Source organism: Singulisphaera chitinilytica (assembly GCF_049331405.1).
Lineage (GTDB): Bacteria > Planctomycetota > Planctomycetia > Isosphaerales > Isosphaeraceae > PoT.
In genome coordinates this window covers 1,837,893-1,862,040 of sequence record NZ_CP186274.1, presented here as the reverse complement: position 1 = coordinate 1,862,040, position 24,148 = coordinate 1,837,893, and the positions used below count along the sequence as shown (strand labels likewise).

At 64.1% G+C, this 24,148-nt stretch carries 27 protein-coding genes; 13 read left to right on the top strand and 14 right to left on the bottom strand.

Annotated features, from left to right (window positions below):
• Positions 1-93 precede the first annotated feature (93 nt).
• From ACOYYX_RS07470 to ACOYYX_RS07460, 3 genes are all read right to left on the bottom strand, one after another.
• A complete protein-coding gene (locus ACOYYX_RS07470) occupies positions 94-1,287 on the bottom strand; it encodes a hypothetical protein (RefSeq protein ID WP_422929304.1) in 1,194 nt (397 codons plus the stop codon).
• Positions 1,288-1,363: 76 nt separating this feature from the next.
• Positions 1,364-2,209, bottom strand: a complete 846-nt coding sequence (locus ACOYYX_RS07465) for a DUF1559 domain-containing protein (protein ID WP_422929303.1) — start codon at positions 2,207-2,209, stop codon at positions 1,364-1,366.
• 194 nt (positions 2,210-2,403) lie between these two features.
• Positions 2,404-3,495, bottom strand: coding sequence for an acyltransferase family protein (locus ACOYYX_RS07460; protein ID WP_422929302.1), 1,092 nt, complete (start codon positions 3,493-3,495; stop codon positions 2,404-2,406).
• 719 nt (positions 3,496-4,214) lie between these two features.
• On the opposite strand from ACOYYX_RS07460, the gene ACOYYX_RS07455 reads away from it, so the two are divergent.
• Positions 4,215-4,445, top strand: coding sequence for a hypothetical protein (locus ACOYYX_RS07455; protein WP_422929301.1), 231 nt, complete (start codon positions 4,215-4,217; stop codon positions 4,443-4,445).
• A gap of 85 nt (positions 4,446-4,530) precedes the next feature.
• Here ACOYYX_RS07455 and ACOYYX_RS07450 read toward each other — a convergent pair whose 3' ends face one another.
• Positions 4,531-5,175, bottom strand: a complete 645-nt coding sequence (locus ACOYYX_RS07450) for a hypothetical protein (RefSeq protein WP_422929300.1) — start codon at positions 5,173-5,175, stop codon at positions 4,531-4,533.
• A gap of 188 nt (positions 5,176-5,363) precedes the next feature.
• Here ACOYYX_RS07450 and ACOYYX_RS07445 point away from each other — a divergent pair, with 188 nt between their 5' ends.
• Positions 5,364-5,588, top strand: coding sequence for a hypothetical protein (locus ACOYYX_RS07445; protein ID WP_422929299.1), 225 nt, complete (start codon positions 5,364-5,366; stop codon positions 5,586-5,588).
• A gap of 226 nt (positions 5,589-5,814) precedes the next feature.
• Here the strand turns inward: ACOYYX_RS07445 and ACOYYX_RS07440 are convergent, their stop codons facing one another.
• The 4 genes from ACOYYX_RS07440 to ACOYYX_RS07425 all read right to left on the bottom strand — a co-directional run bounded on the left by ACOYYX_RS07440 (position 5,815) and on the right by ACOYYX_RS07425 (position 8,635).
• The gene (locus ACOYYX_RS07440; protein WP_422929298.1) at positions 5,815-6,705 is read right to left on the bottom strand and encodes a hypothetical protein; all 891 of its coding nucleotides are present in this window, start codon (positions 6,703-6,705) and stop codon (positions 5,815-5,817) included.
• Between the two features lie 94 nt (positions 6,706-6,799).
• Positions 6,800-7,186 (bottom strand): TIR domain-containing protein, encoded by a 387-nt coding sequence (locus tag ACOYYX_RS07435; protein WP_422929297.1) that lies wholly within the window; start codon positions 7,184-7,186, stop codon positions 6,800-6,802.
• A gap of 273 nt (positions 7,187-7,459) precedes the next feature.
• Entirely contained in the window at positions 7,460-8,089 is a 630-nt protein-coding gene (locus tag ACOYYX_RS07430; RefSeq protein ID WP_422929296.1) for a hypothetical protein, read from the bottom strand.
• Between the two features lie 123 nt (positions 8,090-8,212).
• A complete protein-coding gene (locus tag ACOYYX_RS07425) occupies positions 8,213-8,635 on the bottom strand; it encodes a hypothetical protein (RefSeq protein ID WP_422929295.1) in 423 nt (140 codons plus the stop codon).
• 381 nt (positions 8,636-9,016) lie between these two features.
• On the opposite strand from ACOYYX_RS07425, the gene ACOYYX_RS07420 reads away from it, so the two are divergent.
• From ACOYYX_RS07420 to ACOYYX_RS07410, 3 genes are all read left to right on the top strand, one after another.
• A complete protein-coding gene (locus ACOYYX_RS07420) occupies positions 9,017-9,922 on the top strand; it encodes an efflux RND transporter periplasmic adaptor subunit (RefSeq protein WP_422929294.1) in 906 nt (301 codons plus the stop codon).
• Positions 9,923-10,171: 249 nt separating this feature from the next.
• Complete coding sequence (locus ACOYYX_RS07415; RefSeq protein ID WP_422929293.1) at positions 10,172-11,254, top strand: alpha/beta hydrolase; 1,083 nt, start codon at positions 10,172-10,174, stop codon at positions 11,252-11,254.
• A 92-nt stretch (positions 11,255-11,346) separates the two neighbouring features.
• Positions 11,347-11,748 (top strand): hypothetical protein, encoded by a 402-nt coding sequence (locus ACOYYX_RS07410; RefSeq protein ID WP_422929292.1) that lies wholly within the window; start codon positions 11,347-11,349, stop codon positions 11,746-11,748.
• Positions 11,749-11,982: 234 nt separating this feature from the next.
• Here the strand turns inward: ACOYYX_RS07410 and ACOYYX_RS07405 are convergent, their stop codons facing one another.
• Positions 11,983-13,215, bottom strand: a complete 1,233-nt coding sequence (locus ACOYYX_RS07405) for a DNA polymerase Y family protein (protein WP_422929291.1) — start codon at positions 13,213-13,215, stop codon at positions 11,983-11,985.
• Positions 13,216-13,588: 373 nt separating this feature from the next.
• Between ACOYYX_RS07405 and ACOYYX_RS07400 the strand changes: the two genes are divergently transcribed.
• The 3 genes from ACOYYX_RS07400 (at position 13,589) to ACOYYX_RS07390 (ending at position 15,572) form a co-directional block, all read left to right on the top strand.
• Positions 13,589-14,050, top strand: coding sequence for a hypothetical protein (locus ACOYYX_RS07400; RefSeq protein ID WP_422929290.1), 462 nt, complete (start codon positions 13,589-13,591; stop codon positions 14,048-14,050).
• Between the two features lie 58 nt (positions 14,051-14,108).
• Complete coding sequence (locus ACOYYX_RS07395; RefSeq protein WP_422929289.1) at positions 14,109-14,573, top strand: hypothetical protein; 465 nt, start codon at positions 14,109-14,111, stop codon at positions 14,571-14,573.
• Positions 14,574-14,729: 156 nt separating this feature from the next.
• Entirely contained in the window at positions 14,730-15,572 is an 843-nt protein-coding gene (locus tag ACOYYX_RS07390; RefSeq protein ID WP_422929288.1) for a DnaJ domain-containing protein, read from the top strand.
• A 48-nt stretch (positions 15,573-15,620) separates the two neighbouring features.
• Here the strand turns inward: ACOYYX_RS07390 and ACOYYX_RS07385 are convergent, their stop codons facing one another.
• The 3 genes from ACOYYX_RS07385 to ACOYYX_RS07375 form a co-directional block, all read right to left on the bottom strand.
• Entirely contained in the window at positions 15,621-16,103 is a 483-nt protein-coding gene (locus ACOYYX_RS07385; RefSeq protein WP_422929287.1) for a hypothetical protein, read from the bottom strand.
• Between the two features lie 80 nt (positions 16,104-16,183).
• On the bottom strand, positions 16,184-16,657 hold the full coding sequence (locus tag ACOYYX_RS07380; RefSeq protein ID WP_422929286.1) for a type II toxin-antitoxin system RatA family toxin: 474 nt from the start codon (positions 16,655-16,657) through the stop codon (positions 16,184-16,186).
• Positions 16,658-16,726: 69 nt separating this feature from the next.
• Positions 16,727-18,067, bottom strand: coding sequence for a hypothetical protein (locus ACOYYX_RS07375; RefSeq protein ID WP_422929285.1), 1,341 nt, complete (start codon positions 18,065-18,067; stop codon positions 16,727-16,729).
• Positions 18,068-18,265: 198 nt separating this feature from the next.
• Between ACOYYX_RS07375 and ACOYYX_RS07370 the strand changes: the two genes are divergently transcribed.
• Positions 18,266-18,589, top strand: coding sequence for a hypothetical protein (locus tag ACOYYX_RS07370; protein ID WP_422929284.1), 324 nt, complete (start codon positions 18,266-18,268; stop codon positions 18,587-18,589).
• A gap of 54 nt (positions 18,590-18,643) precedes the next feature.
• On the opposite strand, the gene ACOYYX_RS07365 is transcribed toward ACOYYX_RS07370, so the two are convergent.
• Entirely contained in the window at positions 18,644-19,183 is a 540-nt protein-coding gene (locus tag ACOYYX_RS07365; protein ID WP_422929283.1) for a hypothetical protein, read from the bottom strand.
• A gap of 256 nt (positions 19,184-19,439) precedes the next feature.
• On the opposite strand from ACOYYX_RS07365, the gene ACOYYX_RS07360 reads away from it, so the two are divergent.
• Entirely contained in the window at positions 19,440-19,775 is a 336-nt protein-coding gene (locus ACOYYX_RS07360; protein ID WP_422929282.1) for a hypothetical protein, read from the top strand.
• Positions 19,776-19,853: 78 nt separating this feature from the next.
• Here ACOYYX_RS07360 and ACOYYX_RS07355 read toward each other — a convergent pair whose 3' ends face one another.
• Positions 19,854-20,801 carry a hypothetical protein gene (locus ACOYYX_RS07355; RefSeq protein ID WP_422929281.1) on the bottom strand — a complete coding sequence of 316 codons (948 nt, stop codon included), beginning with the start codon at positions 20,799-20,801 and terminating at the stop codon, positions 19,854-19,856.
• 200 nt (positions 20,802-21,001) lie between these two features.
• On the opposite strand from ACOYYX_RS07355, the gene ACOYYX_RS07350 reads away from it, so the two are divergent.
• The 3 genes from ACOYYX_RS07350 to ACOYYX_RS07340 all read left to right on the top strand — a co-directional run bounded on the left by ACOYYX_RS07350 (position 21,002) and on the right by ACOYYX_RS07340 (position 24,148).
• Positions 21,002-21,481, top strand: coding sequence for a hypothetical protein (locus ACOYYX_RS07350; protein ID WP_422929280.1), 480 nt, complete (start codon positions 21,002-21,004; stop codon positions 21,479-21,481).
• A 467-nt stretch (positions 21,482-21,948) separates the two neighbouring features.
• Entirely contained in the window at positions 21,949-22,170 is a 222-nt protein-coding gene (locus tag ACOYYX_RS07345) for a hypothetical protein (RefSeq protein WP_422929279.1), read from the top strand.
• Between the two features lie 739 nt (positions 22,171-22,909).
• Positions 22,910-24,148: a sensor histidine kinase gene (locus tag ACOYYX_RS07340; RefSeq protein WP_422929278.1), complete on the top strand. Its 1,239-nt coding sequence runs from the start codon at positions 22,910-22,912 to the stop codon at positions 24,146-24,148.

The window sequence follows — 24,148 nt, the reverse complement described above, 5'->3', positions numbered from 1 at the left end:
CGACGGGGGCGAACTCCGGGTCCGGACCGCGAGCTATCCCGCGCGAAAATGCCCGGTTTCCCGGCGTGCCGCGCCGCCAGGCCCCGCGAAGGATCAAGAGATTTTCTGAAATGTATAGACTCGGTGATGTCTCGATTCGTAACACTTGAAGATCAGACCGAGCAGGAACGTGAGCCCCGTCCCCGGCAGCAACCAGGGCGGGATCCCGGCGGCTTTCGACGGCTTGCCCGGCGGGGAGCCGCGCATGACTCCAAAGGCCCCGGTCGTGAATTCCCAATCGGGGCTCGAGCCGAGCGTCAAATTGTGGAATTCCTGCGTTTCCTCATAGCCCCCGCGGCTTCGGGAGGCCAGTGCCGCGAGGGCCGCCTCGGATTTGCTGGCGCCGTAGACTTCGTCCGTGACGGAGAACGAACGCACGTGTATTCGCTTAGGCGTCGGAAACCCACCCACCGAACCCTCATATTCGACCGTCCCGGCTTCGAACAAAGTCAGTGGAAATCTCGGGTAACCCCAACGCATTTCGTAGCGGTCGAGCACCCAATGCTCCCCGGGATTGAAGACGAATGTCGCCTGCCGGAGAAATCTGGAATTCTTCTCCGGGAATTCGGTCGTTGGATTTCGGGGGTGCCATAGCGTAACGCGCAGCCTACCCGTCCCGTCAGGGCCCGTTTCTCGCACGATATTCTCGATGAGGAAGGAACCTTTATCCGACAACAAGGTGGCAATCGAAATTCCGCCGGCAGCGAGGGTGCCGCAGTCGATCGATAGGGCGAGAGATCTGTCGACTCTACTCTTTGTCCCGGTGATAACCGCGTTGGATGAGATGATGGAGAAGAGCCTGGAAGGAGGGGTGCGCAGCAAACTCGTCGCGTGCTCCGAATTGTAGAACGTGATCCTTTCCGGCGAACCCGCGCCGATGACGAGCGAACTCATGTCCGGGCCGAGCTTCTTCCTGGCAGGCGCGGGGAGATTCCTTTCACCCATGGTCGAGGAGATGACGCAGGCGTTGCGCCCCGAACGGCTCAGGAACTGCCTTGAGTTGGTTTCCTCGACGCCGGCGTCGGAACGCTTGCGCGTATGGGTATGAACCTCGACGCTGATGTCATGGTAGTGGGCCTCCAGGACTTTCGCCGCCTCGAGATACTCGCGCCGGAAGGCCTCCTTCGGATCCACGTCATCGCCGAAGGCCCGGCCCAGGCCGAGGGTTATCAACGCCGATATTGTGATCGCGACAAGGCATCGATGACTTTGACGCATCAGTGTTCCCCACGGGATCGCGCGGCTCATCCGACCATGCGGTATCCTCTCCGGATTGCGGCCATTGCATCCGGGTTAGATGTCTATGGTTCCGTTATACTCGGCGTCAACGCTCATGCGATCGTGCCTGGTTCGGGTCTTCACCCCCGGCGATGGTCGTCATGGCCCTGAAGACGGCTGTATTGATGGTCGCGGAGATGAATCGCACGGAACCGTCGGCGAACATCACGTTGGCCTTCCCATGATGCGCGCCGCCAAACTGTCGACCCGGGCCGATGTAGGGCTTTCGAGCCGGGTCGAGGCCCCGGACAGACGCGGGGCCGCCGGCGTTCCAGGGGCCGACGGCCGTGGTGGTCTCCACCAGCATCATCGTCGTCGAGGCCCCGTCCTTGATCTCGTCGAGCCTGGTCGACCGATCGTCGCCGAAGACCCCGGCGCGTGGGTGGCCCGACGGCAAGGCCGCCGCGTCCCTGCCGAGACCCGCGACCCCGATGTAGGAGGTCGGCCAGGTTACGTCCGCCTTCGGCCTGGAGCGGTCCGAAGGGCATCGCAGGTATCCGTTGGAATCCTTCGCCAAGGTCAGGAAGGGGGGCGGTTCGCCGTCCGTGCTCGTATGCATGAACTGCGGCCGCACGTTCGGGGGAGAGTCCCAGGATTCGAGGGGGTCATAGACGAGTTGCAGGCCCTGGGTGATGAAGACGAAGATCGTGACCGGCCAACCCAGCCGACGATCCGGCGGCAGGCTCGGCCCCCCCAGGGAACCCGACGGGAACCGCCCATAAGCGAGGTGATAATTGTGGAGCGCCAGCCCGATGTATTTCAGGTTGGTGACGCACGCATCTTGATGCCTGAGTTCGATCCCGTGACGGATGCGCAAGGCACCGGCCACCGTGACGATTGGCAGGGCCAGAGTGATCAGCCACCGCTCGATGGTCATCCTGGGCAGGCGCATGGAATCCCCCCTCGACGAGCCCGATCAAGGCTCGCTCGCACGTCAGGCGTTCGACCCGAGACTCGCGACGCCCTCGCCGCGAACCCGAGTCGATCCTATCAGAAGCCGCCCGGCTTGGAAGGACTCCGAGAGGCATAATTCCGACGTTTGTCATATTGCCGGCCTGGAGACCCTCTCGGGGGGCATGGTCGACGTCAGGAGCCCAGGGAGATCGCCAGCTCCCGCTTCCCGGCCGGGTCCGCCGTGGGGGCCTCGGATCGGTAGTTCCACCGATCCTTCAGCGCCAGGATCGGCCGCTCCACGAACCGCCAGGAGAGCGCGGACACGGCGAGCGTCGCGACGAACGCCAGCACATCGATCCACCACGGTCGCGTCAGGCCATGATGGGCGAAGAACTGCTGGACCGTGATGATGATGATGTAGTGATAGAGATAAAGGCCGTAGCTGATCGTCCCGAGATAGACGAGGGGGCGCGCCCTGAGGATCGCCAGAGCTGGGTGTCCGGAGTGGCCGACCACCAGGCCGACGAGGCCGAAGTAGAAGAGGTTCGTAAACGAGATCTTGAGGCTCGCGGCGATCGGCCGCCAGCCCTCCCCAAGGCGCCCGAGGGCGGGGGCGCCGGCGACCGTGAAGAGGATGCCGACGATGCAGAGCCCGAGCAGGGCCGCGTGGAAGCGTCGGCGAGAGGCCTCGGACCACGATCGGCCGGCGAGCAGGCCCGCGAGCAGGCACCCCAGGGCGAGGCCGTCGCACTGCGTCAGCAGGATCCAGGGGCTGAACCCCGCGACCCTGGTCGCGACCGGGAGCGCGACGAAGGCCAACGCCAGCGGAACGACGGCCTTCCTGCCCGCGAGGCAGATCAGCAGCGGCCAGAACATGTAGAACTGTTCCTCGATCGCCAGCGTCCACGTATGGAGGAACGAGTGGATGAACGGAGGCTCGGGGCTCATCCAGTAGCAGGGGAGCTTCTGGAGGTAGAGCAAGTAATAAGGCAGACCATCCATCGGCTCGCGCGTTGGCGACGCGAGGTTGTACGCCACCACCGCGAACAGGCCCAGATAGTAGATCGGCCAGATGCGCAAGGATCGTCTTATGTAAAAGGTCTTGAGGAACCCCCGCTCCCCGCGATTCTTCAGCACGATACCCGTGATTAAGAATCCCGATATGACGAAAAACAGATTGACCGCCGTCGCCATCGGCGAGAACGACGGCAACCAGAAGTGGTGGACCACGATCGTGATGGCCGCTATACCCCTGAGCGCATCGAATTCCGAAATTCGGTGCATCCTGCTCTCCTGATCCTGGCTCTATGAATTCACTCGGGGGGGGGGGGAAAGTCAGCGGAGAGTGTGCTTGGATTGATGGCGTATGTCAAGAGTTGAAACGACGGTTGCGAGATCTTCGATCGGCTCCTCATGCCCTTCATGAGAGCCTCGACGACCAGGCTACGATCGGTTGTTCATGTCCTTAATTCATCAACCCAATGAACTTCGGGGCGATCCCGCCGAGTCCACCGGGCCGATCGAGGCCCCGCAGGTTTCGGCAAGGTCAGATCCGGCCCCGAACCGAGGCGCCAGGCGGGCGGGAGGCGTGCGAGCCTCGTGACGACCCAAGCGGCGGCGCCGGACGTGCCCCCCCCGCAACCCGAGACTCCCTCCTTCCGGATTGCTGGCCTCGCCGCCGGCGGCAGGCCACTCCGACGGCACCACACTCGGCCCATGGAATTACGAATCTTCCCCGTTGACGCCGGACGAGCGGGCGTTGTAATTTGGATTAGCAGTGAACTTTTGTCACCTATTCCTGAAAAGCATCTCGGGATTGGACTGCCCCTGAGTCGTACGATCCTGGTCTCCCCTTGATGAGGGCCTGCGCACGATATATCGCGAAGAGGCATATCGATCGATGATGCAACTCGCGACGTGCCCGGCCTTCGGTCGTCCCTGTTGGGATCGGACCGAGCGAGGCTCCAGTTCTCCGCGGCATCATCCTTCGAGAGGAACACACCATGACCCGGCCGAATGACGACGAGCCGACCACCTCCCCTGTCCCGGAAGGCCTGACCTCGCTGATCGTCGTCCCAGATCGCGACGACGCGATCCGCGACCTCGGCCTACTCGGCGCGAGGATGACCCTCGCGCCTCGCGCGTTCCGTCCGGACCGCCTGGCGGCCGAACTCCGGCGCGACGCCGACCTCGCCCGCCGCGCCTATCGCTCGGGCTTCGCGTCCCTGAATTAGCTCGGCCCCTCGGAGGCGAGGCCGATTCGATTGCCCACCGAGAGACGGGACTCGGCTCGAAGAAATACGCCGGAGCGTTCGGCGGTCATTCCCAGTAATCCTCCCAGCGATCGGCGAAGGCGGCCTTGATCTTTTGCAGATAGGCATAGGTCTTGATCTTGACCATCCAGAGGTCGGGGCCGCCGTGGCCTCCCTTGCAGACGACGCCCTCGGCGACGCCGTGCTTGCCGGTGCGGACCTCCTCGGCGAACTTGCCGGTGAGCTTTCCCTCATAGACGACCCGGGCGATGGGGAGATGGCCGAAGTCGTCGACGAATCGACGAGGACCGATGAGGCCGAAGGGCTCGGCCTGGACGTCGAAGATCCGCAATTCCTTCGGGTCGTCCGCCCGATGCAGGCCGGCGAACGAGTTGGGGCCGAGGAACTCGGCGAAGACCTTGAATGAGGGGAACTCACGGTAGGCTGGGACATCGTGGAAGACCCGCTCGACACCCTCGGCCAGGCTCGCGAGGAAGACGCCGGGGGCCTCGTGCAGATGGGCGTGACGCTCCGAGAAGGCCTCGATGCCGCCGTCGGTCAGGTTGAATTCATCGCGACGCGTGCCGAAGGCGTGCCAGCCGAAGTCGCGGTCCCAGTCCCAGTGCAGGTTGGTGCCGTCGTACTTCTCGAACGCGAGGCAGCGGCCGTCGGGACAGCCTCGGCTCCCGGAGATCTTGGGGTAGTGCAGCATGGCGAGGCCTCCGCTCGGGCGGGCCTCGTCCGGCGAACGGGGCTCGGACGCCTCGCCCCGTCGCCGAGGCTCGAAGATTGGGCCGTCGGCCGCCCCAAGAGCTAGAGATCTTCGGTGATGACTGGGTTCGGATCGATTGATGCAGGCGATCGGTCCCATCGCCGACGTAGCCCAGGCCGAGCATGATCATGTCCGCCCGGCCGTCGTTGTTGAAGTCGATCGGCGAGCCGTCGCGCGCCTTCGAGCCGAGGAACCGCCCGTCGTTGAAGTCCTGCCGGTTGAAGGACGTCTCGACCGGCAGGGCCGTCTCGTGCTCCAAACCCGAGGCGAACCGGGCCGCCGTCAGCAGACGCCGATCTTCCAGCGATTCCGGGGCGAACTACATCGTCCGCTTCGATCGGGGCTTAACTTGATTCCTGGGAGTATTCTGCGAATCCAATAAGCGGCGACGATATGTCATCGATTAGCTCGGGGGGGATTCTCACATAGCCCCGGCAGATTTCGCCGGGCCGGCAAATATCACCCGAAATCAAGCTAATGTAAGATCAACTCTCCAAATCAGCGAGTTGATTTCGTGGAACGCTTGCGAAATCGATTTCTTTGATTCTTGATGGAATGTTCACGTCTATTCCCGGTCGACTAAAGCCCGTTGTTACGCAGGCCGGTATCCTCGTCAAAATCGTCGTTCGGCGGGTAGGCCTTGATGAAATCGTCCCAGGTCTCGATGGGCCGATTTCCCGCGGAGGGTTGATCAGGTTTCGGACTTGCAGGAGATGGGGATTCGATCGAATAATGCGGTGAAGAGAACATCACGCCTGTAACCCGTTCCCCGTCGAACTCGAAGCGGAGGTGACAGTCGGGGCGATTGTATCGGATCCAATCGGGGATGCGGCCGTACTTCGGGTGTTCGCCGCCGCCCGAGGCGACCGGCGGCCCAAAGATGCGGAGGATGTCGGCCCTGGTCGCGTCGTCGGGGATGGGGCCGAGCCCCGAATTGCGGAAGACCTGGGCCGCGACCGTGAAGGGCGTCGAGCGATCTCCGAAGCCCATGTCCCTCAGAGTCACGGATTCGGGGACCTTCTCCGGGGTCGACGTGTCGAACGAGACTTCGAAGCCAAGCTTCACGATCTCGCGGATCCGGGTGCGGAAACAGCCGTAGATGGCCCACTCGGCACCGAAATCGTCCTGGTGCTCGGCGAGCCTCCTCAAGACGGGCTCGACCTCGTTCCAGACGGGGACGAGGTCCTCGCGTTGATGCCCGGCCTTGTGGTGGATCAAGGTGATGAAGCCGCTTGCGCCATCGGAGTCACCCCTGGCGGCGTCGGACAGGAGATAACGGAGGTAAGCCCCGAGGTAATAGCCGAAGACGCGACGGGGCATGTACATGACAGCATCCTGGTAAAGGAGGGAATTCTCTTCGAAGAGCATCACGGCCTCGTCCAGGGTCTTGCCGCGGAAGTGCTTGTAGGCCCAGGCGAGGTCCTCATGCCAGGGTTCGCTGCGCCAGTCGTCTTCGGTCGGGATATTCATCCTTCGAGGTTCCTCGGCCGGACTTCGGAGCATCGGCGACTGCGCTGAGGTTTCGCCCCTGGGCTCGATCCCGAGGCTTCGCCTTCGCGACGGCTCAAGATTTCGTGAGGGCCTCCGCGAGTTGCCCGTAGGCCCGTTCGAAGCTATCCGGATCCTCCCAGCGCGAGAAGTCGGGAATCCCTGAACGACGCTGGACTTCCGCAAGGTCGCGAGAGCAGGACGCGACGTAGCACTTCCATTCGAGCAGGTCGTCGGGGCTCAGGAGGCTGATCGCGTGCGCGATCGCGATCGTCCCATTCTTGCCTTTCAGGAACGCGCGGCCGAACTCGGTTCGCAGCCACTCGGCCTTGCGGCTCGCCTCCGACACGACGATCAGGAGTCGCGAATGCATGCGCAAGGCTTCCTCAATCCGTTCGGTGAAGACCCTGGCCGATTCATGTTCAATCACGTCATACCAGACGCGGAACCCATCGGCGTACATGCGCGTGTGGAGTTGTCGGGCGAAAGATTCGTCGGCCGGGTCGTGGAGGAGGAAGATCGAGCAGATCGACTCTCATGATTGGCCCCAGCCAGGTCGGCCCCGGCGAGGTCGACGTCTTGCAAATGGGGGCACTTTCCCCCGGCCCGGCGATACGCATTCCACTCCTTGATCCCGGCGGGCCCGCCTTTCAGCAGCGCCAGGGTCTTCGCGAGATCCATGCCCCCTGCTCCTCCATCTTCATCGCGCCGACGAACGGCCTCGGCCCTCGGACTCTCAACGCAGGAAGTAGATCATGAGCCCGACCACAGGCAGGGCGAAGGCGAGCCCGCCAAGGATGGCCACGAGCCATTCGGGGAGGCTGCGAAATCCCCGGCCGACGGAATTCCAGGCCCCCACGACCGCGGCGCCGAGGTGCTCCAACGCATCGCGCGTGAGCCATCGGAATGCGTCGCCGACGTACTCGTAGAGGGGTTTGAGCTCCCTGTTCGTGCCGGGCAAGACGGGCGTAGGCGGCGGTGTCGAGGTCGGCGGCGGAGGTTGGCTCGCCGCGTGCTCCTTCGCCCGCGACATCAAGGTGTGGACCAATAGCCAGATCCCGACATAGACGAGGAAGAAGAGGCACATCCCCACGAGGACCATCGAGGCCGTCTCATGGTGTGGCCCCTTCCCGTAAGCGACCCCCTTGGGCTCCAGCACGGCGAGCACGAACCCGCCTAGTAACAGGACGATGAAAAGCGGTGCCGCGGCGGCGGGCATGACGTAATTGCCGTTGAGATCCCGCTCCCAGCCGCCCCGCTTCGCCATGTGGTTCCAGCGCTTCTCGGCCTTCGTGAAACGCCGGCCGGCGTCGATCTCATCCCAGGTCCAGCGTTCTTGCCCGAAGGGCTTCTCTCGCCTCGACATCGGTCCCCCTCGTCAACGGTTCATGGCAATGAGCGTCTCCGATCATCGCGCAATACACCTCTTATTCTCGACCGAGGCATGTTACCGGCGGCAGCGAAACTTGTACAGCCGAACACCTAGGATTTAATTGAGGAGCATGCCCGACGGACCCTCCGCGTGCGAGATCATTGATAATGCAGGTCGACGATAATGCAGGTCGACCGAACGCCCGGTCTTCGAGTCGCTCAAGAAGTTCGGCGTCGGCGGCTCGGGAGGTACCGTGATCCAGGGCCTGGCGACGGCTCGCTCGTACTTCTGCCGCATGGTCGCGTGGTAAGCGGCCCACGCGCGATTGAGTTGAACCAATTCCTCGGGGCCGGCGGTGTGCGTCGCGTCCTGGAGTCGCGTGATCCTGGCGGTTTCATGCAACGCATGAAAGCGGACGCGGTCTCGATAGAGCGGGAGCCTGACCCAGTACACGTAAAGCCGATCGCCGACCCAGATCAGGAGGCCGCACGCGGCCACGGCGATCATCAGGCGGCGCATCGTGATCCGGGGCTTTCGCATCTCGGTTTGACTCCTTGCCTTCGGGCTGCCGTCCGACGCCCTGATCCAACCGGGCAACCCGGCCGGTTCCCATCCCGGGGCCATCGCAATGCCCAGGAGTTGCCGAGGGCACCTCGCCCGATAATTCGGGATCGGGACGAGCGGGCCGTCACTTCGGCACCGGGTCGGATGATGCCGCACCTCCCGCGAAAACGGGAAGCCAACTTCCCACCGGAGATTCCTTGCCCATGCTCCCCTGGACATGGGGAATTGATCCGGGTCCAATAATGTGAGGTCGAGACGCCCGCATTCGCGATTGCGGGCAGCGAGGCAAGATACTTGCAAGGGACCTCGGTTCGAGCCGGGCGGAAGCGTATCGAGGGAACCACACGTGGAGGTTTGATGAAACTCGCAAGGGGCCTGACACTCACCCTTCTGCTGATGTCTCTCCCCCCCTCGGAGAACGTGTCGTACGGGGCCAGGCCGCTGGACGAGGCCCGCAAGGCCAAGGTCGGCACCGTCGAGGCCAAGGATGTCACGCTCTCGCAAACTTACGTCTGCAAGGTCAAATCTCACCGATTCGTCGAGATCCGCGCGCACCTGAATGGCGAGCTCAAGGACATCTTCGTCAAGGAAGGTCAGTCCATCAAGAAGGGCGATCCGATCATCCGGATGATCCCGATCAAGACCGACGCGACCGAGGAGCTCGTCAAGGATCCGGACGTGACCGACGTGAAGGCCGACTTCGACGGCGCGATCGGCCCGATCCTCATCCAGAAAGGGACGAACGTCAAGAAGGGCGAGGCCGTCACGACCCTGTCCGACAACAGCGTCATCTGGGCCTATTTCAACGTCCCCGAGGCTCGCTACCTCGAATACATGGTCGAGAAGAAGCAGAACAAGAAAGACCCGGAGATCGAGCTGAAGCTGGCGGACCTCCGCAAGTTCGACGAACCCGGCACGATCGGGGCCATCGCCGCCAAGTTCAACTCGGAGACCGGCAACATCGCCTTCCGCGCCGACTTCCCGAACCCGAAGGGCGTGGTTCGGCACGGCCAGAGCGCCACGATCGTCCTCAAGAGCATCCTGAAAGACGCCATCGTCGTCCCCCAGAAGGCGACGTTCGAGAACCTCCACAAGCGCTACGTCTACAGGGTCGACAGCAAGAACGTCGTGCATCGGCGCGAGATCGAGGTCCAGACCGAGGTTGGCGACCTCTTCGTCATCAAGAAAGGGGTCGTCGTGGGCGACAAGATCGTCGTCGACGGGGTCCAGCTCATCCAGGACGGCGACACGGTCAAGCCCTGAGCGTCCGCGCGAGAGGTCTTGCCCACCACCTTCGGACAACCGGCTCGCTGTCGATGCCCCCGGCGTCGGCGGCGAGTTTTCCTGCGCGGGGTGGTCGTCCGACAACCAGCCTGGCCGTTCACGCATCAGGAATGGTGAAATTCGCTCCGTTGCCGGGCCCGGATCCGCGGGATAAGATCGAGCTTCCTCTCGCTCCTGGTCGCACTTTCGACCCCGCACGGGAAGTTGGATCCGATGATCGGAAGATGTTTGCCAGTCGTTCGAGGCCTGGTGCTCGCCCTGGGGTTCATGGCCCTGGGGGAGACTCCGTCGCAGGCGCAGTCGGCGAAGGGCCGGCTCGTCGAACGGGAGTTCACCTCGAGGCACTTCGACCACAACAAGGTCGGCAGCAGCCCGGTGCGGAAGATGGTCGTCTACCTGCCCCCCGGCTATGACGGCTCGACGAGGCGTTATCCGACGATCTATTTCCTGCCGAGCGATTTCGACGGCAGCTTCCGCGCGGCGTTCGACACGCAGGACGCCCAGGGCCTCTTCGACCGGGCGATCGCGAGCGGCTCCATCGAGGGCTTCATCCTCGTCTGCGTCGACATGAGGACGCCGTTCGGCAGCTCCTGGTACGTCAATTCGCCCGTGACCGGCGACTGGGAAGACTGCATGGTCGACGAGCTGGTCCCCGACATCGACGCCAACTTCCGGACCCTGGCCAAGAGCGACTCGAGGGGGGTCGCCGGGGTCGGCATGGGGGGTTACGGGGCGATCCGCTTCGGCATGAAGCATCCCGACGTCTTCGGCTCCGTCTATGGGTTGCACCCGGTCGGCACCGGCTCCGGGGTGCGGGTCATGGACTCCTTGCCCGACTGGGACCTGCTCGCGAACGCGAAGTCGAAGGACGACCTCAAGGCCTCGGGCGTCTCCTGGATCTTCACCACGATCTTCCAGGCGCACCTGCCGAACCCGGACAAGCCGCCGCTGTTCATCGACCTCCCCGCCCGCAAGTCGGCCGGCCGGCTCGTCATCGACGCGAAGCTCACCGAACGCCTGCGCAACAGCTTCTTCCTCGAGTCGATGATCCCGCAATATGCCGATAACCTGAAGTCTCTGCGAGGGCTCAAGTTCGACTGGGACCGCAGCGACCCGAACCACGACCACGTCTTCTCGAACCGGGCCCTGACGCACAAGCTCAACGAGTTCGGCATCGTCCACGAGGCCGAGGAATACAACGGCGCCTGGGGAGAATCGAACTGGGGCGATTCCGGCCGCATCGCCACCGACGTCCTCCCCTTCTTCCGCCGCCACCTCGCCTTCGAACCCAGGGACGAGTCGAGCCGTTAATGACCAAGCTTGTTGGACTTCACGATCCCGGACGGCCCGACGAGTTTCAGCCGAGCGAAAGCGTATCGAACGACCCGCACCGGAGGATTGACGTGGGATTAGGCATCTACCCGGTCTTCGAGCCGAAACTCAACGGCACCAAGTTCGACTCGACCGGCGAGGCACTCGCTTATGAGATGGAGGAGCTCGAGGAGATCGCGAAGGCGGCAAAGCTCACCCCGCTGACCACCTTCGTGGACAATCGCCCGATCCCTGACGACTTCAGCGGCGACCCCGACGAGCTGATCAAGCTCATGGGCGAGAGCACCGAATGGTTCGACCCGAATACAGGCAAGGCCGCGATGCAGGCCCTCGCCAAGCACATCCGCTCGAAGCCCGATGCCGTCAAAGGGCTCGAATGGAAGGGCGAAGTTCTGGTCGAACTCGAGGCCCTCGCCCGCATTTTGACCGTCGCCGCCAACCAACGCGCCCGCTTCCGCCTCGAATTGGGCTGAGAGGACGCCTGGGCGTGCCTCGATGGATTCGCTCCGCGATCATCCTCGCGGTGCAATCAAACTTGGACTCGAAGAATTTCCAAGGGGAGCTGTTATTGAATAAGTCAATTTCATGACACTCGAAGTCCGTCAAGAATACTCCAGAACCATGGATCGACCTCGGAAACGAAGCTCCTGACCGTGCCAATCGGTTTTCGTGCCCGGCCTCGTCTTTTTTCACGCCCCTCGTCGGGATCAGAAGCAGGTCTTGCCGTGGACGTCGCAGATGTCGTAGCCGTTTGAGAGGTCTCGATAGACCCCCGGCAGCGGCAGCGTGGCGGCGCTCCGGAGCATGAACCGGCCGTGGCGGGCGTTGACCTCGCGCTTGAGCCTGGCGAGGGCCTCCGACCTCGGGTCGGCGGGCGAGAAGAGGCCGAGCTGGCTCTTCGCCCTCGGCACGAGCCCGTCGGCGATCAGGTGCATGCGATTGGCCGAGGCCCTCGGGATCCAGGCCTTCCGCAAGCAGGGGCGCAAGGTGTCGAGCAGGACGTCGAAGCGGTCGGTCGGGGCCTCGAGCGTCGCGTGCCCCTCGCCCGCCTGGCCGTCGCGATAGCCGACCCAGACCGTGACCCGCCCGGTGCGGACCTCGTAATATTCCAGCTCCTCGATGAGCCGCTCGATGTTCCGCACGAGCCAGGCGTAGATCACGACGGGGGACGCCGAGGCCTCGCCGAAGCTGCCGCCCCGGCTGATCGCCTTGTGGGGGGGTCGCTCCGTGGCGATCCGCTCGACCGGATCCCCGTTCAGTTCCCACCAGAGCTTCTCGCCGGTGGCCGTGAGCAGCTCGCGGATCAATCGCCGGTCGGCGCGGGCGAAGTCGAGGCAGGTCCGGATCCCCCAGGGCAGGAGCTTCCGCTCTCGACGTCCCGCGATGCCGGTGATCTCCGTCACCGGCCGGTTCGCCAGCAATTCCGCCTCCTCGTCGGCGTTGAGCACGGCCCGGGCGCCTTCGGGCTTGGCCGAGTCGGAGATGAGCTTGGCCAGCGACCGGGTCCTGGCGATCCCCACCGTGACCGGCACTCCCACCGTCTTCATGACGTGGTCTTTGATCCGGCGTGCATATCGCTCGGGCGTCTCCCCGCGAGGCGGCGTGGCGTCGAAGAAGAACTCGTCGATCGAGTAATATTCCGCCCTCCCCGACAGCTCGCGGACGACCTCGAGCATCCTGCGGCTGAGCACCTCGTACCAGCGAAAATCCCGCTTGATGTACACCCCTTCCGGGCACTTGACCTGCGCCTCCCAGATGGGCTCCCCCGTCTTCACCCCCGCCGCCTTCATCTCATAGCTCTTGGCGATGACGCATGCCCCCTGGTTCCCGAGCACCCCCACCGGCTTTTTAATGAGGAACTCGTCGCGCACCCTCTCCGCCGAGACATAGAAGCAGTCCGCGTCCAGGTGGCCGATATATGTATCCTTGTGTCCAGGCATGAACGGAGGAATACGGAAATTTCAGGACCGGGTCAAGGCGAGGAAGTCGCATCGCGCCCTGCGTGTTGACCCGGGTCAACATCGGCCCGCGGGCCTCGGAGGTCCCGAGCGGTTCGGATTCGTGAATTCGAGGAACATTTCGCCCCTATCGACCCCGAGGAGTTATATCTCTACGCGTCTTCGGCCAGCCACGCGCCATTCGCACGCGTGACCGACGCCGGCATGGTGCACCTCGCGGGCCTGGGCCGGCTCCGAGCCATGACGCCGAGTTCGAATTGCGTCGGCCACGCCGGGCCGACACAGACGGGGCGTAGAGCGTCAGACCGCCCGGGGTCCTTCGAGATCGATTCGATCGGGACGAGAGGCCGATGCCATGCTTGAACCCGCCAGGCGGTTGCCGACGATACGGCTCTGGATGATCATGCTCCTCGTGCTGATCAGTGCCCTCGGCTGCGCGCTCGTCGGGGCGCTCGGGAGCATCGGGATGGTGGTCTTCGTGCTCCTGTTCTTCCCGGTCTTCGGCCCGTTGATCGGCGCCAGGCTCGGCAAGTGGCGGATGACGCCCCCCTTCCCCCCGGCGATCGCGGGAGCCGTGATCGGGGCCGTCGTCCAGGCGATCCTCGCGGGCATCATCTGCGACCTCATCGCCCGGTATGGCGATCATCCCGTCAAGCCGAGGCGAGGCATGGGCATGGCGATGGGCCAATTAACATTCATGGTGGGCGGAACCCTGGCGATCGCGCTCAGCCTCGGCCTGCTGATCGCCCACGCCAGGCAGCGGCGTCCCCAGGCCGACCAACCGTTGCCAACACCCCCGGATGGTCTCCCGCGATGAGAAAGCCCCTCGGAAGAATGGATGTCGACCGACCTGGGATGCGAGGAGCCCTCGTGCCGTGATTCGGACTTGCCTCAACATCTTATTTATGTATGCTCCGCTCATCCTGGGAGTCGGCTACGCCAGCCTCGCCGAGTTCGCCGGCCCGAGGCACTACCGGCTCGGGATCGACTCGGGAATTCCCGCGGTCGTGAGCCTCCTCTCCGTCGCCATGCTCATCGTCGAGGCAATCGTCCGGCTCATGGAAGTTCGCCAGGATCCGTTTCGGATCGTGATCTCCTTCTCGTCCACCACCCTCTCGATTTATGCGATCGCGTTGATGATGTCCGAGCCGTTCATGCACGGCAACGTCGCGAGCACCGCATTGCTGGTCCCGTTCATCCTCGGAGTTCGACAGGCCGTCCTCAGTCGGGCCTGGCTCTGCGCCTGCGGGGCGGCGGGGTTCTGTGCCGCGTCGATCGCCCTGCTCCTGGCGAATTCTCGCGGAAGCCCCATCGGATATTTCACGATCGGGTCCTTTTGAGACCATCCTTGATCCCCAGGAGCCTTCCAAAGCCGCACCTCACCCACGAAGGCTCTTGAATTGCCGATGGGCCGAAGGATAGCATCGAGGCAGAGGTGCAACGGTCTTGCACCTTTGAAACGTCAAACCGGCTTTGATGCTTGAGGAAGCCCCCGCATGGCTCGCGAAGACGGAGCGACTGGCCCCGAGGCCGGCGAGCTCGAGAAGGTGGCACGCGGCCTGAACTTCGACGCCGAGACGGTCGAGGCATTCGCGACCCTCGGGGTCCCGAACGACGCCACGTTCGAGGAGGCCCAGCGCATCTTCCGAGGCCTAGCCCGCAAGCATCACCCCGACAAGGGGGGCGACGTCGCCGAGTTCCATCGCATCGAGGACGCCTGGAACCTCGTGCAGGCCGCGATCTCGCGCCACGCCTTCCCCAGCGACCTCGACGCCGCCAACGCCGACGACCTGATCGCCGACTTCCTCGGCGGGTTCCGCGGCCCCTCGACCGACCGGCCGATCCCCGAGGAGATGGAGCCTCGCCCGGCCTCGCCGCGGCCGTATTCCTCGTCGCGTCGCGAGATCCGGGTGCGCGAGCCGATCGACTGGCGCGAGACGTACCTCCCGCGCCACCGCAAAGAAGACACCGGCATCGAGAAGATCAACGCGACCGACGCCGCGAACCTCTTCCAGCAATTTCCGAACGGCTTCCTGGCGTTGCGGGCCCTGCAGGAGGCCTACCCCGACCTCTGCCTGCACGACGCGATCAAGGCGAAGTTCGACCGCAGCGTCCCCGTCGCGCCCGAGCACGCCGGGGCCCTCCGCTCCCCCCTGGCGATCATCGACTACGCCCGCGACCACGTCCGCGAGCTCATCCCCCTCGCCCAGAAGATGGTCCGCACCCGCCTCTCACTCGCGCAGCTCGGGATCGACCTCGAATTCATCGAGGATTACGTCCGCACCCAGCTCTCACCCAAGCTCCTGAAACGCCCCGGCACCGACCTCCGCCGGGGGTGATCGCCTTGCGTGGGGATCGCCTCGAAACCCGTTCTACGAAGCCCAAGGCTACGACGCGAAGTCGGATCCGGCTCGGATCGCCTCGGCCGCGGAAAGGACCTTCTCCGCCCATTCGACATCATCCGGGGCGACGACCAGGACCCGGAAGCCATGCCATTCCCCTTCGATCCGGACCCCCTCCAGGTCGTCCACATGCAAGTCGATGTCGAAGAGCCCCGGATGCTTGCTCGGGGGCCGCGGAGGGGTCGCTTGCCGGATCCGCCGCTCGTGCCCCTTCTGATTGATGACCCGCCCGACGCGTATCCCGTAAGACTTGAGCCATCGCCGGACCGACCATGGCGTCCGGTACGAGGTCGTATAGATCCAGACCTCCCACCCTCGCCGCTCGAGCGCCAGCATCAACTCGCGACTCCCCGACCGCAGCGGCTCGCGCGAGGTCAGCAGCCACCGAACCCGGCGCGGTCGAGGCTCGCAGGGAGTGCCCGGCTGGTAGCAGATCAGCGTATCATCGAGATCGAATGAGATCCGCATCAAGTGATCTCCATGTCATTCGATCGATCTGACAATAAGATGCTCATTTCATGGCGGCATGACGTTGCAAGAGGGAATGCTCAGGCGTCTGGCCCTGCGTCGGGCATGAGATCGCCACGCTCGACGGCCTCCTTCAAGCATCGAAGGCGGTTGCGGGTGTCTCGGGAAAACACCATGGAGAGGATCGGGTTGAGGAGCCAGGCGAGCGACCTCGGCCGGGCCCGCAGGCTGTAGCGGAAGCCGACTCGGGTCCGACCCGGCGAGACTTCCTCGAACCGCCACGAGCCCGCGAAGCTTTCGAGGAACCACGGCCCCTTCGTCATCTTGACGGCCGTGGTTCGAGGCGGATTGAAGGAGACGTACTCCGTCTCCATCGCCCACCCGCTGCGCGAGACGCAGAGGGCGCGGACCCCGACATCGGCCGCCCGGGCATCGCCGACGAGGCTCGCCGACTTCAGGAACGGGTCCCACTCCAGGCGACGGCCGTAATCCTGCGAGAGCCGGAAGAGCGCGGCGGGCCCGGCCTCGATCTCGACGTCCTCCTCGAGTCTCATGACCTTGCCTCACAGCCGAACCGCAAAGAAACCTGCGGAACCATGAAAAGGTATTTTTACAGCATAAATCTACGGCCCCTTCGGCTCCTCGATGTCGGCGCCGAAGGCGGAGAGCATGACGCTGGCCTCGGCGAAGCCGGTGTCGACGTAGAGGATCACCAGCTTGACGCCCGCGGCCTTGTCCAGGGTGACGGTGCCGGTCAACTGTTCGAATTGGGGGGGCTTGCTCTTCCAGCCTGCCTTCACGAGCGCGTTGTAGATGTCCTCGACGGCGGCCCTGGCCCTGCCCTTGGGGAGCTTGAATTCGACGCGGTCCCTGGACCGCGAGACCTTGCTCGCGCCGGCGGGGAGGTCGATCGCGATCTTGACGCGATCCCTGTCCGCCTTCTCGGCGGCGCGTTTCATGTACTCGGCCGAGGCAGACTTGAGCTTGGCGCTGAGGGCCTCGGCCCGGCGGGCCTTCTCCTCGAACTCGGCGGCCGATTCCTGTTCGAGGCTCGCCCGCAGCGTGCCGCGGAGGCTGTTCGAGTTCATCTTCAGGGTGATGATGTCCCTGGCATCATTGCGAAAGATGAGCATGCTTCGGAAGTCGACCTTGACGGGGTCGGCGGTGGTCGGCTTCCAGCCCGCCTTGCCCAGGGCCTCCTTGTAGAAGGCCGCGAGGTCCTCGGGCTTCATGTCGGCCTCGAGGGTGAGGGCCCTGGTCGCGTCGGCGTAGGAGGCCTCGACCAGCTTCGGGGGGGCGGGGAGGTCGGCAGACATCAGCTCGGTCGAGAGCTGGATCACGGTCTTGCCCTTCTGCGCCGCAGCCGCCGAGGGCCAGGCGGTGAGCTTGACCGCGTTCTGCTTGAAGAAGAGGGAGTCTCCCGCCTTCCCGTAAGGCTGCCAGCCCTTCGACGCGTAGAGCGCCTTGAGGGCCTCGGTCGTCTCCCTGACGGTGGCCTCGGTGATGTAGGCGGCGACGGTGTCGAAGGCATAGAGCGGCTTCGCGCCCGTGGGGACCGGGAGCTTGCTCACGTCGACGTTGCCGTGGTTCGCCAGGCGGATGTCCACCATCCCGACGCCTGCGGGGCCGTACGAGGGGTTGGTGGAGACCGAGACCGTGAAGCCGTCCTTGAGGAAGGCCCCGCTGCACGACTGGTCGCTCACGCTGGACTTGGGGGCCTCCTTCCAGCCGCGCTGCTCAAGTTGCTTCTTCTGGAAGGCGTAGGCGCCTCGACAATCCCCCTTGGCGGTGTAGTCGAGGATGGCCAGGCGACGCCCCTCCTTCGCCTCGGCCCCCGGCATGAGCGGGAACGTGGCGAGGTCGAGGGCCTTCGTCGCCTCGGCGACCGTCGCGGCCTCCTCGGCCCTCGCGGGCACACCCGCGGCGGCGATCATCAACACGGCGATGAGGAAGCGGCTCGACATTCTCGGACCCCTCGGCAATTCTCGTTCGTCCACGCCGCCATTATTATAGTCAGATTCGAGTTTCGTGACACCGCAACCTCGGACGGCGGGCCCGCCTGGCGACGGCTCCTTGTGCCGAGGTGGATCGGCCATGAGTCGGGCGGCCAGGCCGGAAATCGGCGGCGTCGCTTTCGAACCGGCCATGAAATGGAGGGATGGATGGACTACCTCGGCGAGATCTCGAGCGACCTGGAAACGATCGATCGGAAGCTCTGGCTCAAGGTGGTCCGGGAACATCCCAACCTCGTCGCGCCGAAGCCGAAGCATGGGATCAACCCCTTCACGAAGGAGCCCATGGTGTTCAAGGCACGCAAGGATGTCGCGGGCGTCGTGATCGATGGCGAGCGGGTGGGGACCATCGGATGGTCCGAGAATGGCTCGGACGTCATCGACGTCTTCGGCGACACCAGGGAAGTCATCGCGATCGCGGAGGACGTCGCCAAGAGACTGGGCTGCCGATTCGAGGCGGACGAGGAAGAGTAGAGACCCGTCGAGGAGCAATGCCCGAGAAGTTGTTCGGCGTGATTTGCAGGAGAATTATTTGGGCTTCAACGGATACGGATCGAACCACCCCATATCGCCGAATACATCGTAGATTTTTTTCGTCCCCGTTCGGCTCATCCAAACGTAATATCTTTTATCATCACACGCTTCAGTATCAAACCAGTCTATTGGATACGTGATGTACAGGCATTCGCCCCGGTCGGGCACGGTGACGATCGCATCGTATCGGCTCCCATCCTTGAACACGAAAACGGCGTCGATCGGAGAGAAGCCGTAACTCACCACCTCGGGCTCGCTCACGATCTCGCGCCCATCTTGCTTGAGTATTCTCGTATTTACATACTGGAGAGTCGAGATATCTTTAATTTTTACAATTTTCGAGTGTATCGGCCAATCCCTCGTGTCGAGCAACAAGTCCAGCTCGACGAGTTGGGAATGCGGCAGTCCGTCGACGAGGCGTTGCATCTGATCCTCCTGCGGGAATATCCGCCCTCGGATCAGAATGAACGCCACCAAGAGGAATAATGTGATCGCGACTCGTCCCATTCGTGCTTCCTGGCCATCAGTGCTCATCAACACAGCTCCAGATTGACGCACCAAGACAGAACCGCTAGTGCTTACCCAAGAGATAGTTGCCGCCCACTCTCTCCCAAGATCCCCTTGCAGCCCAGCTCTGCGGAGGCACACTCTCGATCATGATCAGATCATGCGGCTCCGAGAATCCCCAACGGAATAAGGTTGACAAATTTCCACTACACAAGCAAGATGGGAGACGCATGTTTGGCGTCGACCGATGATGAATCGGAAACCTCCAACCTGGGGAGAGTTGATGGATTACGTTGGCGAGATCACCAGCAAGGATGAGTCGAAGCCGCTCGACAAGAAGCGTTGGGAAACGCTCAAGAAGAACCATCCGAACCTCGTCGCCCCGACGCCGAAGACTCAGCGGGGGATCAACCCGTTCACTCGGAAACCCATGGTGATCAAGATCATCCCCGATGCCATGAGGGTCGTGGTCGACGATGAGGAAGTCGGGTCGATGATGTGGGCCCTGGACGACTCTCCCTGCATCACCTTCGATGGAGATGAGAGGGTCATCCCCGTGGCGGAAAAGATCGCCGCAAAGCTCGGCGGCGTCGTCAAGGTGGAAAAGCAAGAGGAATGACAAGCCTCGCGTCGAGGGAATTCCAGTGGGCTTTCCTCGACGCGAAGACGGCTCAATCAGGATACGGCCGGATGAACCTCAGCGGGGGCGGTCGGAGGCTCGCCAGGTGGGGCGGCGGGCGGTTCGCGAGGCCTGCCAGAGCTCCCAGGCCCGGGTCACCGCGGCCACGACCCGAACGGTGCGGCCGGGCTCGGGGTTCAGGTTGATGGGGAGGTAGAGGACGTGCTCCTCGCGGCGGGCGAGGGCCGGCTCGACCAGGACGGCGCGGAGGAGCCAGACGGCCTCTTCCTCGCCGGGGGTCTCGACGCCCACCCAGCCGGTGTAGCGGCGGGGCGAGACGGTCATGCCGGCGTCGCGCAGGGCGTTCTCCAGCTCGCCCATCGCGGCTTCGTATTCGGCTGGGTTCGCGGCGGCCTCGGCGGGGCTGGGGGGCTCCCAGGCGCCCTGGCCGGCGAGGGTCTGCTGGGCGTCGGTCAGGTGGCCGTCCCAGTAGTGGATCGCCTTGGCCAGGGCCACGACGACGTTTTTGATCTCCTTCTCGGCGCGGAAGGCGGGGCCGGCGGGGAGTTGGAGCACATTCCCCCGGCGCCTGGCCGAGACGTTCTCCGCGTTCACGGCGAACTGGAGCCAGGCGGCCTCGGCCTGCGTCTTGCATGGGATGCCGATCCACCCGGGGGCATAACCCTGGCTCACGGGCACGCCCGAGGTCAGGCCGATCGCCCGATCCAGCTCCGCGACGACGTCGGCGTACTGGCGGGGATGCGCCTGGACCTCGGCCTCGGCGACCGGCTCCATCAGCTTGCCCCGGTGCGGGGGCCCGCCTGCCAGGGCGAGGTCGCAGAAGGTGGTCCAGACCTGATCCCAGGCCACCTTGCCGTCGGGCCCGTACTTCAAGGAGGCCGAACCCATCGATGTGGGCGCGACCTCGCTGTAGCAGTGCTGATAGCGCGGGGGCAGGAAGGCATTGACCCTGGCGTCGAGCGCCGACAGCTCCGCCGCGAAGTCCCTGCGTGTCGACGAGTTCACGAATCGAGTCCTCTGCGTGGGTCGATATCGCCGGGGCTCGCCCTCGGGCGAGCGGCACCGGCGTTTCCGCCACTCTAACAAAAAAGTGCCCCGGTGAGCACCGGCGAGATCTCTGATACGATCGATGCCGTGCGACGACGCGGGATCGCCCCGCGCGAGGTTTCCTCCCAACGGCAAGGGCCGGGATCCGGGAGCTCCCCATGCGATTCCCACCCCTGAGGTTCGGCCTCCGCGGCGCGATCGTCGCCGTGGCCCTCTTCGCCCTGGTGTTCGCCGCCGCACTCGAGCTTTCGGGGGCGCGCAAGCAACGAACCCGGAGCCTGGGATGGGCCCGCGAATACCGCTGGTACGAGTCTCGAATCCGGGAGGACATCGCCCGATACGAGGCATGCGGCAAGTCGCACAGGGTCGAGATGCCGTCGCCCGGCTTCTGCCGATCCTGCGGGGTTTATCTCTACGTGCGAGACTTCACCGGTCAACCCGTGGGGAGCCAGGCCGAGGCCGCCGGCCTCTTGCGGATCGTCGCGGACCTCTTCGCCAGGATCGCCGCGCGGAACGAACGGGACGCCCTACGGCCCTGGGCCGACCCCGCACCCGTTCCCGTCAACGAACGCGACACCATGATCCTGCTCCATTCCGGCCAGGGCCCGATCAGCCCCAAGTTTTTCGCCGTTTATTGAGAGGAAAGCTACAAGTCACCGACCCTTGCGGCGCATCGCTTCTCGGGCCATGCCCTCCGAAATCTCCCCCGACGAAATCAGCAGAGGACTTCGACAAGCCTGCGATGGCCGACCCCGCTGCGGCCAGGCCGCCCTGCCTGCGAACCCTTCGAGATCGACGAGCCCGGATCGCAAAACACGAGAGTCGAACCTCAAGCATAAGGCGCAAATAAATTCCAAATTTATTCCAACACATCCATTTTTACTGCACAGGATTACATATTACCCATTGAATCACCTCCGGATTCTTGGCTTTGTAACCTCTCTTCTCCGGGCGAGGCGACTTGAAGCGAGACAACCTACAAGCTGGGATGCGATGGTGGCGCCTGCGGACGAGTTCCAAACGCGAGCGATCCTCCAGGAAATCCTCCCGCTTCTCGAGAATCCCGGGTCATTCATCAGGCGTTGCGGGGTCTGCGAGATGAGGAGTGTCTGCCGACGCCTGGGAGGTGTCGAGGTCGGACGCCCTCCGGGACATCCGCATCGTCGCAATCGAGGCCCTGAAGGCGTGGGGACGCCCCGCCGCCCTCGTGAAGGCGAACAGCCTCGAGGCCGAGGTGGATCGAGAGGAAAAGGTCGGTAAAACAGTCTTCAAGTTGCTGAACGGCCTGGGTGATGACGCCAAAGACGCGACCCACACCCTGATGTGAGCCCTTGACGATGACAACGAGGCTCTCGCCTCCGATTCGGCCGGTTTCCTGATCGCCATCGCGCCCGACCCGGCTACGCCGCCGAATTTGATCAAAAATCTAACATTCGATGGTTGCGAGCGGCGGCGGCTCGCTTGCAAGCTCCTCGGACGCACGGGGAAGCTCCCCGCCCCGGCTTTGCCGATGCCCGCCGATTGAGCCGACGACGGGTTCTTGCGTGAAGCCGCCGATTCCCCAATCCGTGTCATTCCCGAGGCGACGACGTCGGAAATGTTAAACATCGGGCTCTATCGCATGGGTCTTGCAGGATGAACCTGCCGGGCATGACGGCGGGCCATAATCATCGCTAACCCATGTCCCGAAGAGGGGTTCCGACAAACGAACGGCCCATGCCGCGAGGGCATGATCGGGTCTTAATGCCCCCGATAGTCGGGCCGCGATAGTGAAATCGTATTCTTTAATAATCTTTGGTATGGCATGAGATCGCATCATGATGCATAATGGGCATGTTGTCCCGTCATGACTCAGGTATCGCGGCACTCCGACGTCGTACGTGCCGCAAAACCCGAGCAGGGGCGACCTCCTCAATCACACCAAGAAAGGGCCGAGCCAAAGCTCGGGCCGGAATGCGCACAATCGTTGCGGTGGTCCTGAGCGGCCCCGCGTCCTCGACGTGGCCCGACGCCGGGCCGGAAGCCGAAACACGGGCCCAAGGCGAGCCGTCGACGACCGCGCGAGGTTGCCGACGTCCGCACCACGCGCGAAGTCTCCCCGGGGGCTCCAGGCCGGCGTGCATGAGCCGGGGGGACTGACCTTGTACGAGAATCATCCCCTCGCCAGGGCCATCCTCCAGACGATCCGCGAGTCGCTCCTCGTCCTCCGGCCGGACCTGACGGTGCAGTCGGCGAACCACGCCTTCTACCGGACCTTCCGCACCCGGCCGGAGGATACGGTCGGGCGGAGTTTCACCGCGATCGGCGATGGCCTGTGGGACATCCCCGACCTCGAGCAGCGGCTCAAGGACGTCCTCCGGGGCGGCGAGCCCTTCGACGACTACGAGGTCGAGCGCGAGTTCCCGGCGATCGGCCTCCGGATCATGCTACTCAGCGCGACGAAGATCGAAGGGAGTGGAGAGCTCACCGACCTCGCCCTCCTCGCGATCGAGGACCGCACGGCGGGCCGGACGGCCGAGCGGCTCACCGAGGCCGCGGCGATCGAGCTGGAGCGGAGCAACCGCGAGCTCCAGGAATTCGCCTCGGTCGCCTCGCACGACTTGCAGGAGCCGCTCCGCAAGATCCTCGCGTTCGGCGAGCGGCTCCAGACGTCCTGCGGCGAGGCTCTCGACGACCGCGGGCGAGACTACCTCGCGCGGATGCGGGAGTCGGCCGAGCGGATGCAGGCGCTCATCAACGACCTCCTCTCGTACAGCCGCCTCGGCGCGAACGAGCGGCCGTTCCTCCCGGTGGACCTCGGCTCCGTCGCCCGGGAGGTGCTCCGGGCGCTCGAGGTCGAGGTCGAGAAGTCGGGGGGGATCGTCGAGGTCGACCCCTTGCCGACGGTCGAGGCCGACCGCACGCAGATGGGCCAGCTCCTCCAGAACCTGGTCAGCAACGCCCTCAAGTTCCGCCGCCAGGGGGTCCCCCCCGTCGTCAAGATCCGCGCCAGGGTCGTCTCCGAGGGGTCGTCGAAAGGCGAGCATGGCCCGCGGCAGGTCTGCGTCTTGACGGTCGAGGACAATGGCATCGGCTTCGACCCGAAGTATGCCTCGCGGATCTTCCAGGTCTTCGAAAGGCTGCACGGCAAAAAGGCTTACGAGGGGAACGGCATCGGCCTGGCCATCGGCCGGAAGATCGTCGAACGGCACCGGGGCTCGATCACCGCGACCAGCACCCCAGGCGAAGGCGCCGTCTTCACCGTGATCCTGCCGTTCCGCCACCAGAACTCGCGCCCAACCCTGAATTCCAAACGAGGGGGATGA

Excerpts from the sequence above, each read along its gene's own strand:
- ACOYYX_RS07360 (WP_422929282.1), top strand. The coding sequence starts at position 19,440 with ATGGATTACGTTGGCGAGATCACCAGCAAGGATGAGTCGAAGCCGCTC.
- ACOYYX_RS07375 (WP_422929285.1), bottom strand. The coding sequence starts at position 18,067 with ATGTCGAGCCGCTTCCTCATCGCCGTGTTGATGATCGCCGCCGCGGGT.
- ACOYYX_RS07370 (WP_422929284.1), top strand. The coding sequence starts at position 18,266 with ATGGACTACCTCGGCGAGATCTCGAGCGACCTGGAAACGATCGATCGG.
- ACOYYX_RS07435 (WP_422929297.1), bottom strand. The coding sequence starts at position 7,186 with ATGTACGCCGATGGGTTCCGCGTCTGGTATGACGTGATTGAACATGAA.
- ACOYYX_RS07420 (WP_422929294.1), top strand. The coding sequence starts at position 9,017 with ATGAAACTCGCAAGGGGCCTGACACTCACCCTTCTGCTGATGTCTCTC.
- ACOYYX_RS07470 (WP_422929304.1), bottom strand. The coding sequence starts at position 1,287 with ATGAGCCGCGCGATCCCGTGGGGAACACTGATGCGTCAAAGTCATCGA.
- ACOYYX_RS07440 (WP_422929298.1), bottom strand. The coding sequence starts at position 6,705 with ATGAATATCCCGACCGAAGACGACTGGCGCAGCGAACCCTGGCATGAG.
- ACOYYX_RS07430 (WP_422929296.1), bottom strand. The coding sequence starts at position 8,089 with ATGTCGAGGCGAGAGAAGCCCTTCGGGCAAGAACGCTGGACCTGGGAT.
- ACOYYX_RS07390 (WP_422929288.1), top strand. The coding sequence starts at position 14,730 with ATGGCTCGCGAAGACGGAGCGACTGGCCCCGAGGCCGGCGAGCTCGAG.
- ACOYYX_RS07350 (WP_422929280.1), top strand. The coding sequence starts at position 21,002 with ATGCGATTCCCACCCCTGAGGTTCGGCCTCCGCGGCGCGATCGTCGCC.
- ACOYYX_RS07445 (WP_422929299.1), top strand. The coding sequence starts at position 5,364 with ATGTCCGCCCGGCCGTCGTTGTTGAAGTCGATCGGCGAGCCGTCGCGC.
- ACOYYX_RS07460 (WP_422929302.1), bottom strand. The coding sequence starts at position 3,495 with ATGCACCGAATTTCGGAATTCGATGCGCTCAGGGGTATAGCGGCCATC.
- ACOYYX_RS07385 (WP_422929287.1), bottom strand. The coding sequence starts at position 16,103 with ATGCGGATCTCATTCGATCTCGATGATACGCTGATCTGCTACCAGCCG.
- ACOYYX_RS07465 (WP_422929303.1), bottom strand. The coding sequence starts at position 2,209 with ATGCGCCTGCCCAGGATGACCATCGAGCGGTGGCTGATCACTCTGGCC.
- ACOYYX_RS07380 (WP_422929286.1), bottom strand. The coding sequence starts at position 16,657 with ATGAGACTCGAGGAGGACGTCGAGATCGAGGCCGGGCCCGCCGCGCTC.
- ACOYYX_RS07405 (WP_422929291.1), bottom strand. The coding sequence starts at position 13,215 with ATGCCTGGACACAAGGATACATATATCGGCCACCTGGACGCGGACTGC.
- ACOYYX_RS07365 (WP_422929283.1), bottom strand. The coding sequence starts at position 19,183 with ATGAGCACTGATGGCCAGGAAGCACGAATGGGACGAGTCGCGATCACA.
- ACOYYX_RS07425 (WP_422929295.1), bottom strand. The coding sequence starts at position 8,635 with ATGCGAAAGCCCCGGATCACGATGCGCCGCCTGATGATCGCCGTGGCC.
- ACOYYX_RS07455 (WP_422929301.1), top strand. The coding sequence starts at position 4,215 with ATGACCCGGCCGAATGACGACGAGCCGACCACCTCCCCTGTCCCGGAA.
- ACOYYX_RS07450 (WP_422929300.1), bottom strand. The coding sequence starts at position 5,175 with ATGCTGCACTACCCCAAGATCTCCGGGAGCCGAGGCTGTCCCGACGGC.
- ACOYYX_RS07400 (WP_422929290.1), top strand. The coding sequence starts at position 13,589 with ATGCTTGAACCCGCCAGGCGGTTGCCGACGATACGGCTCTGGATGATC.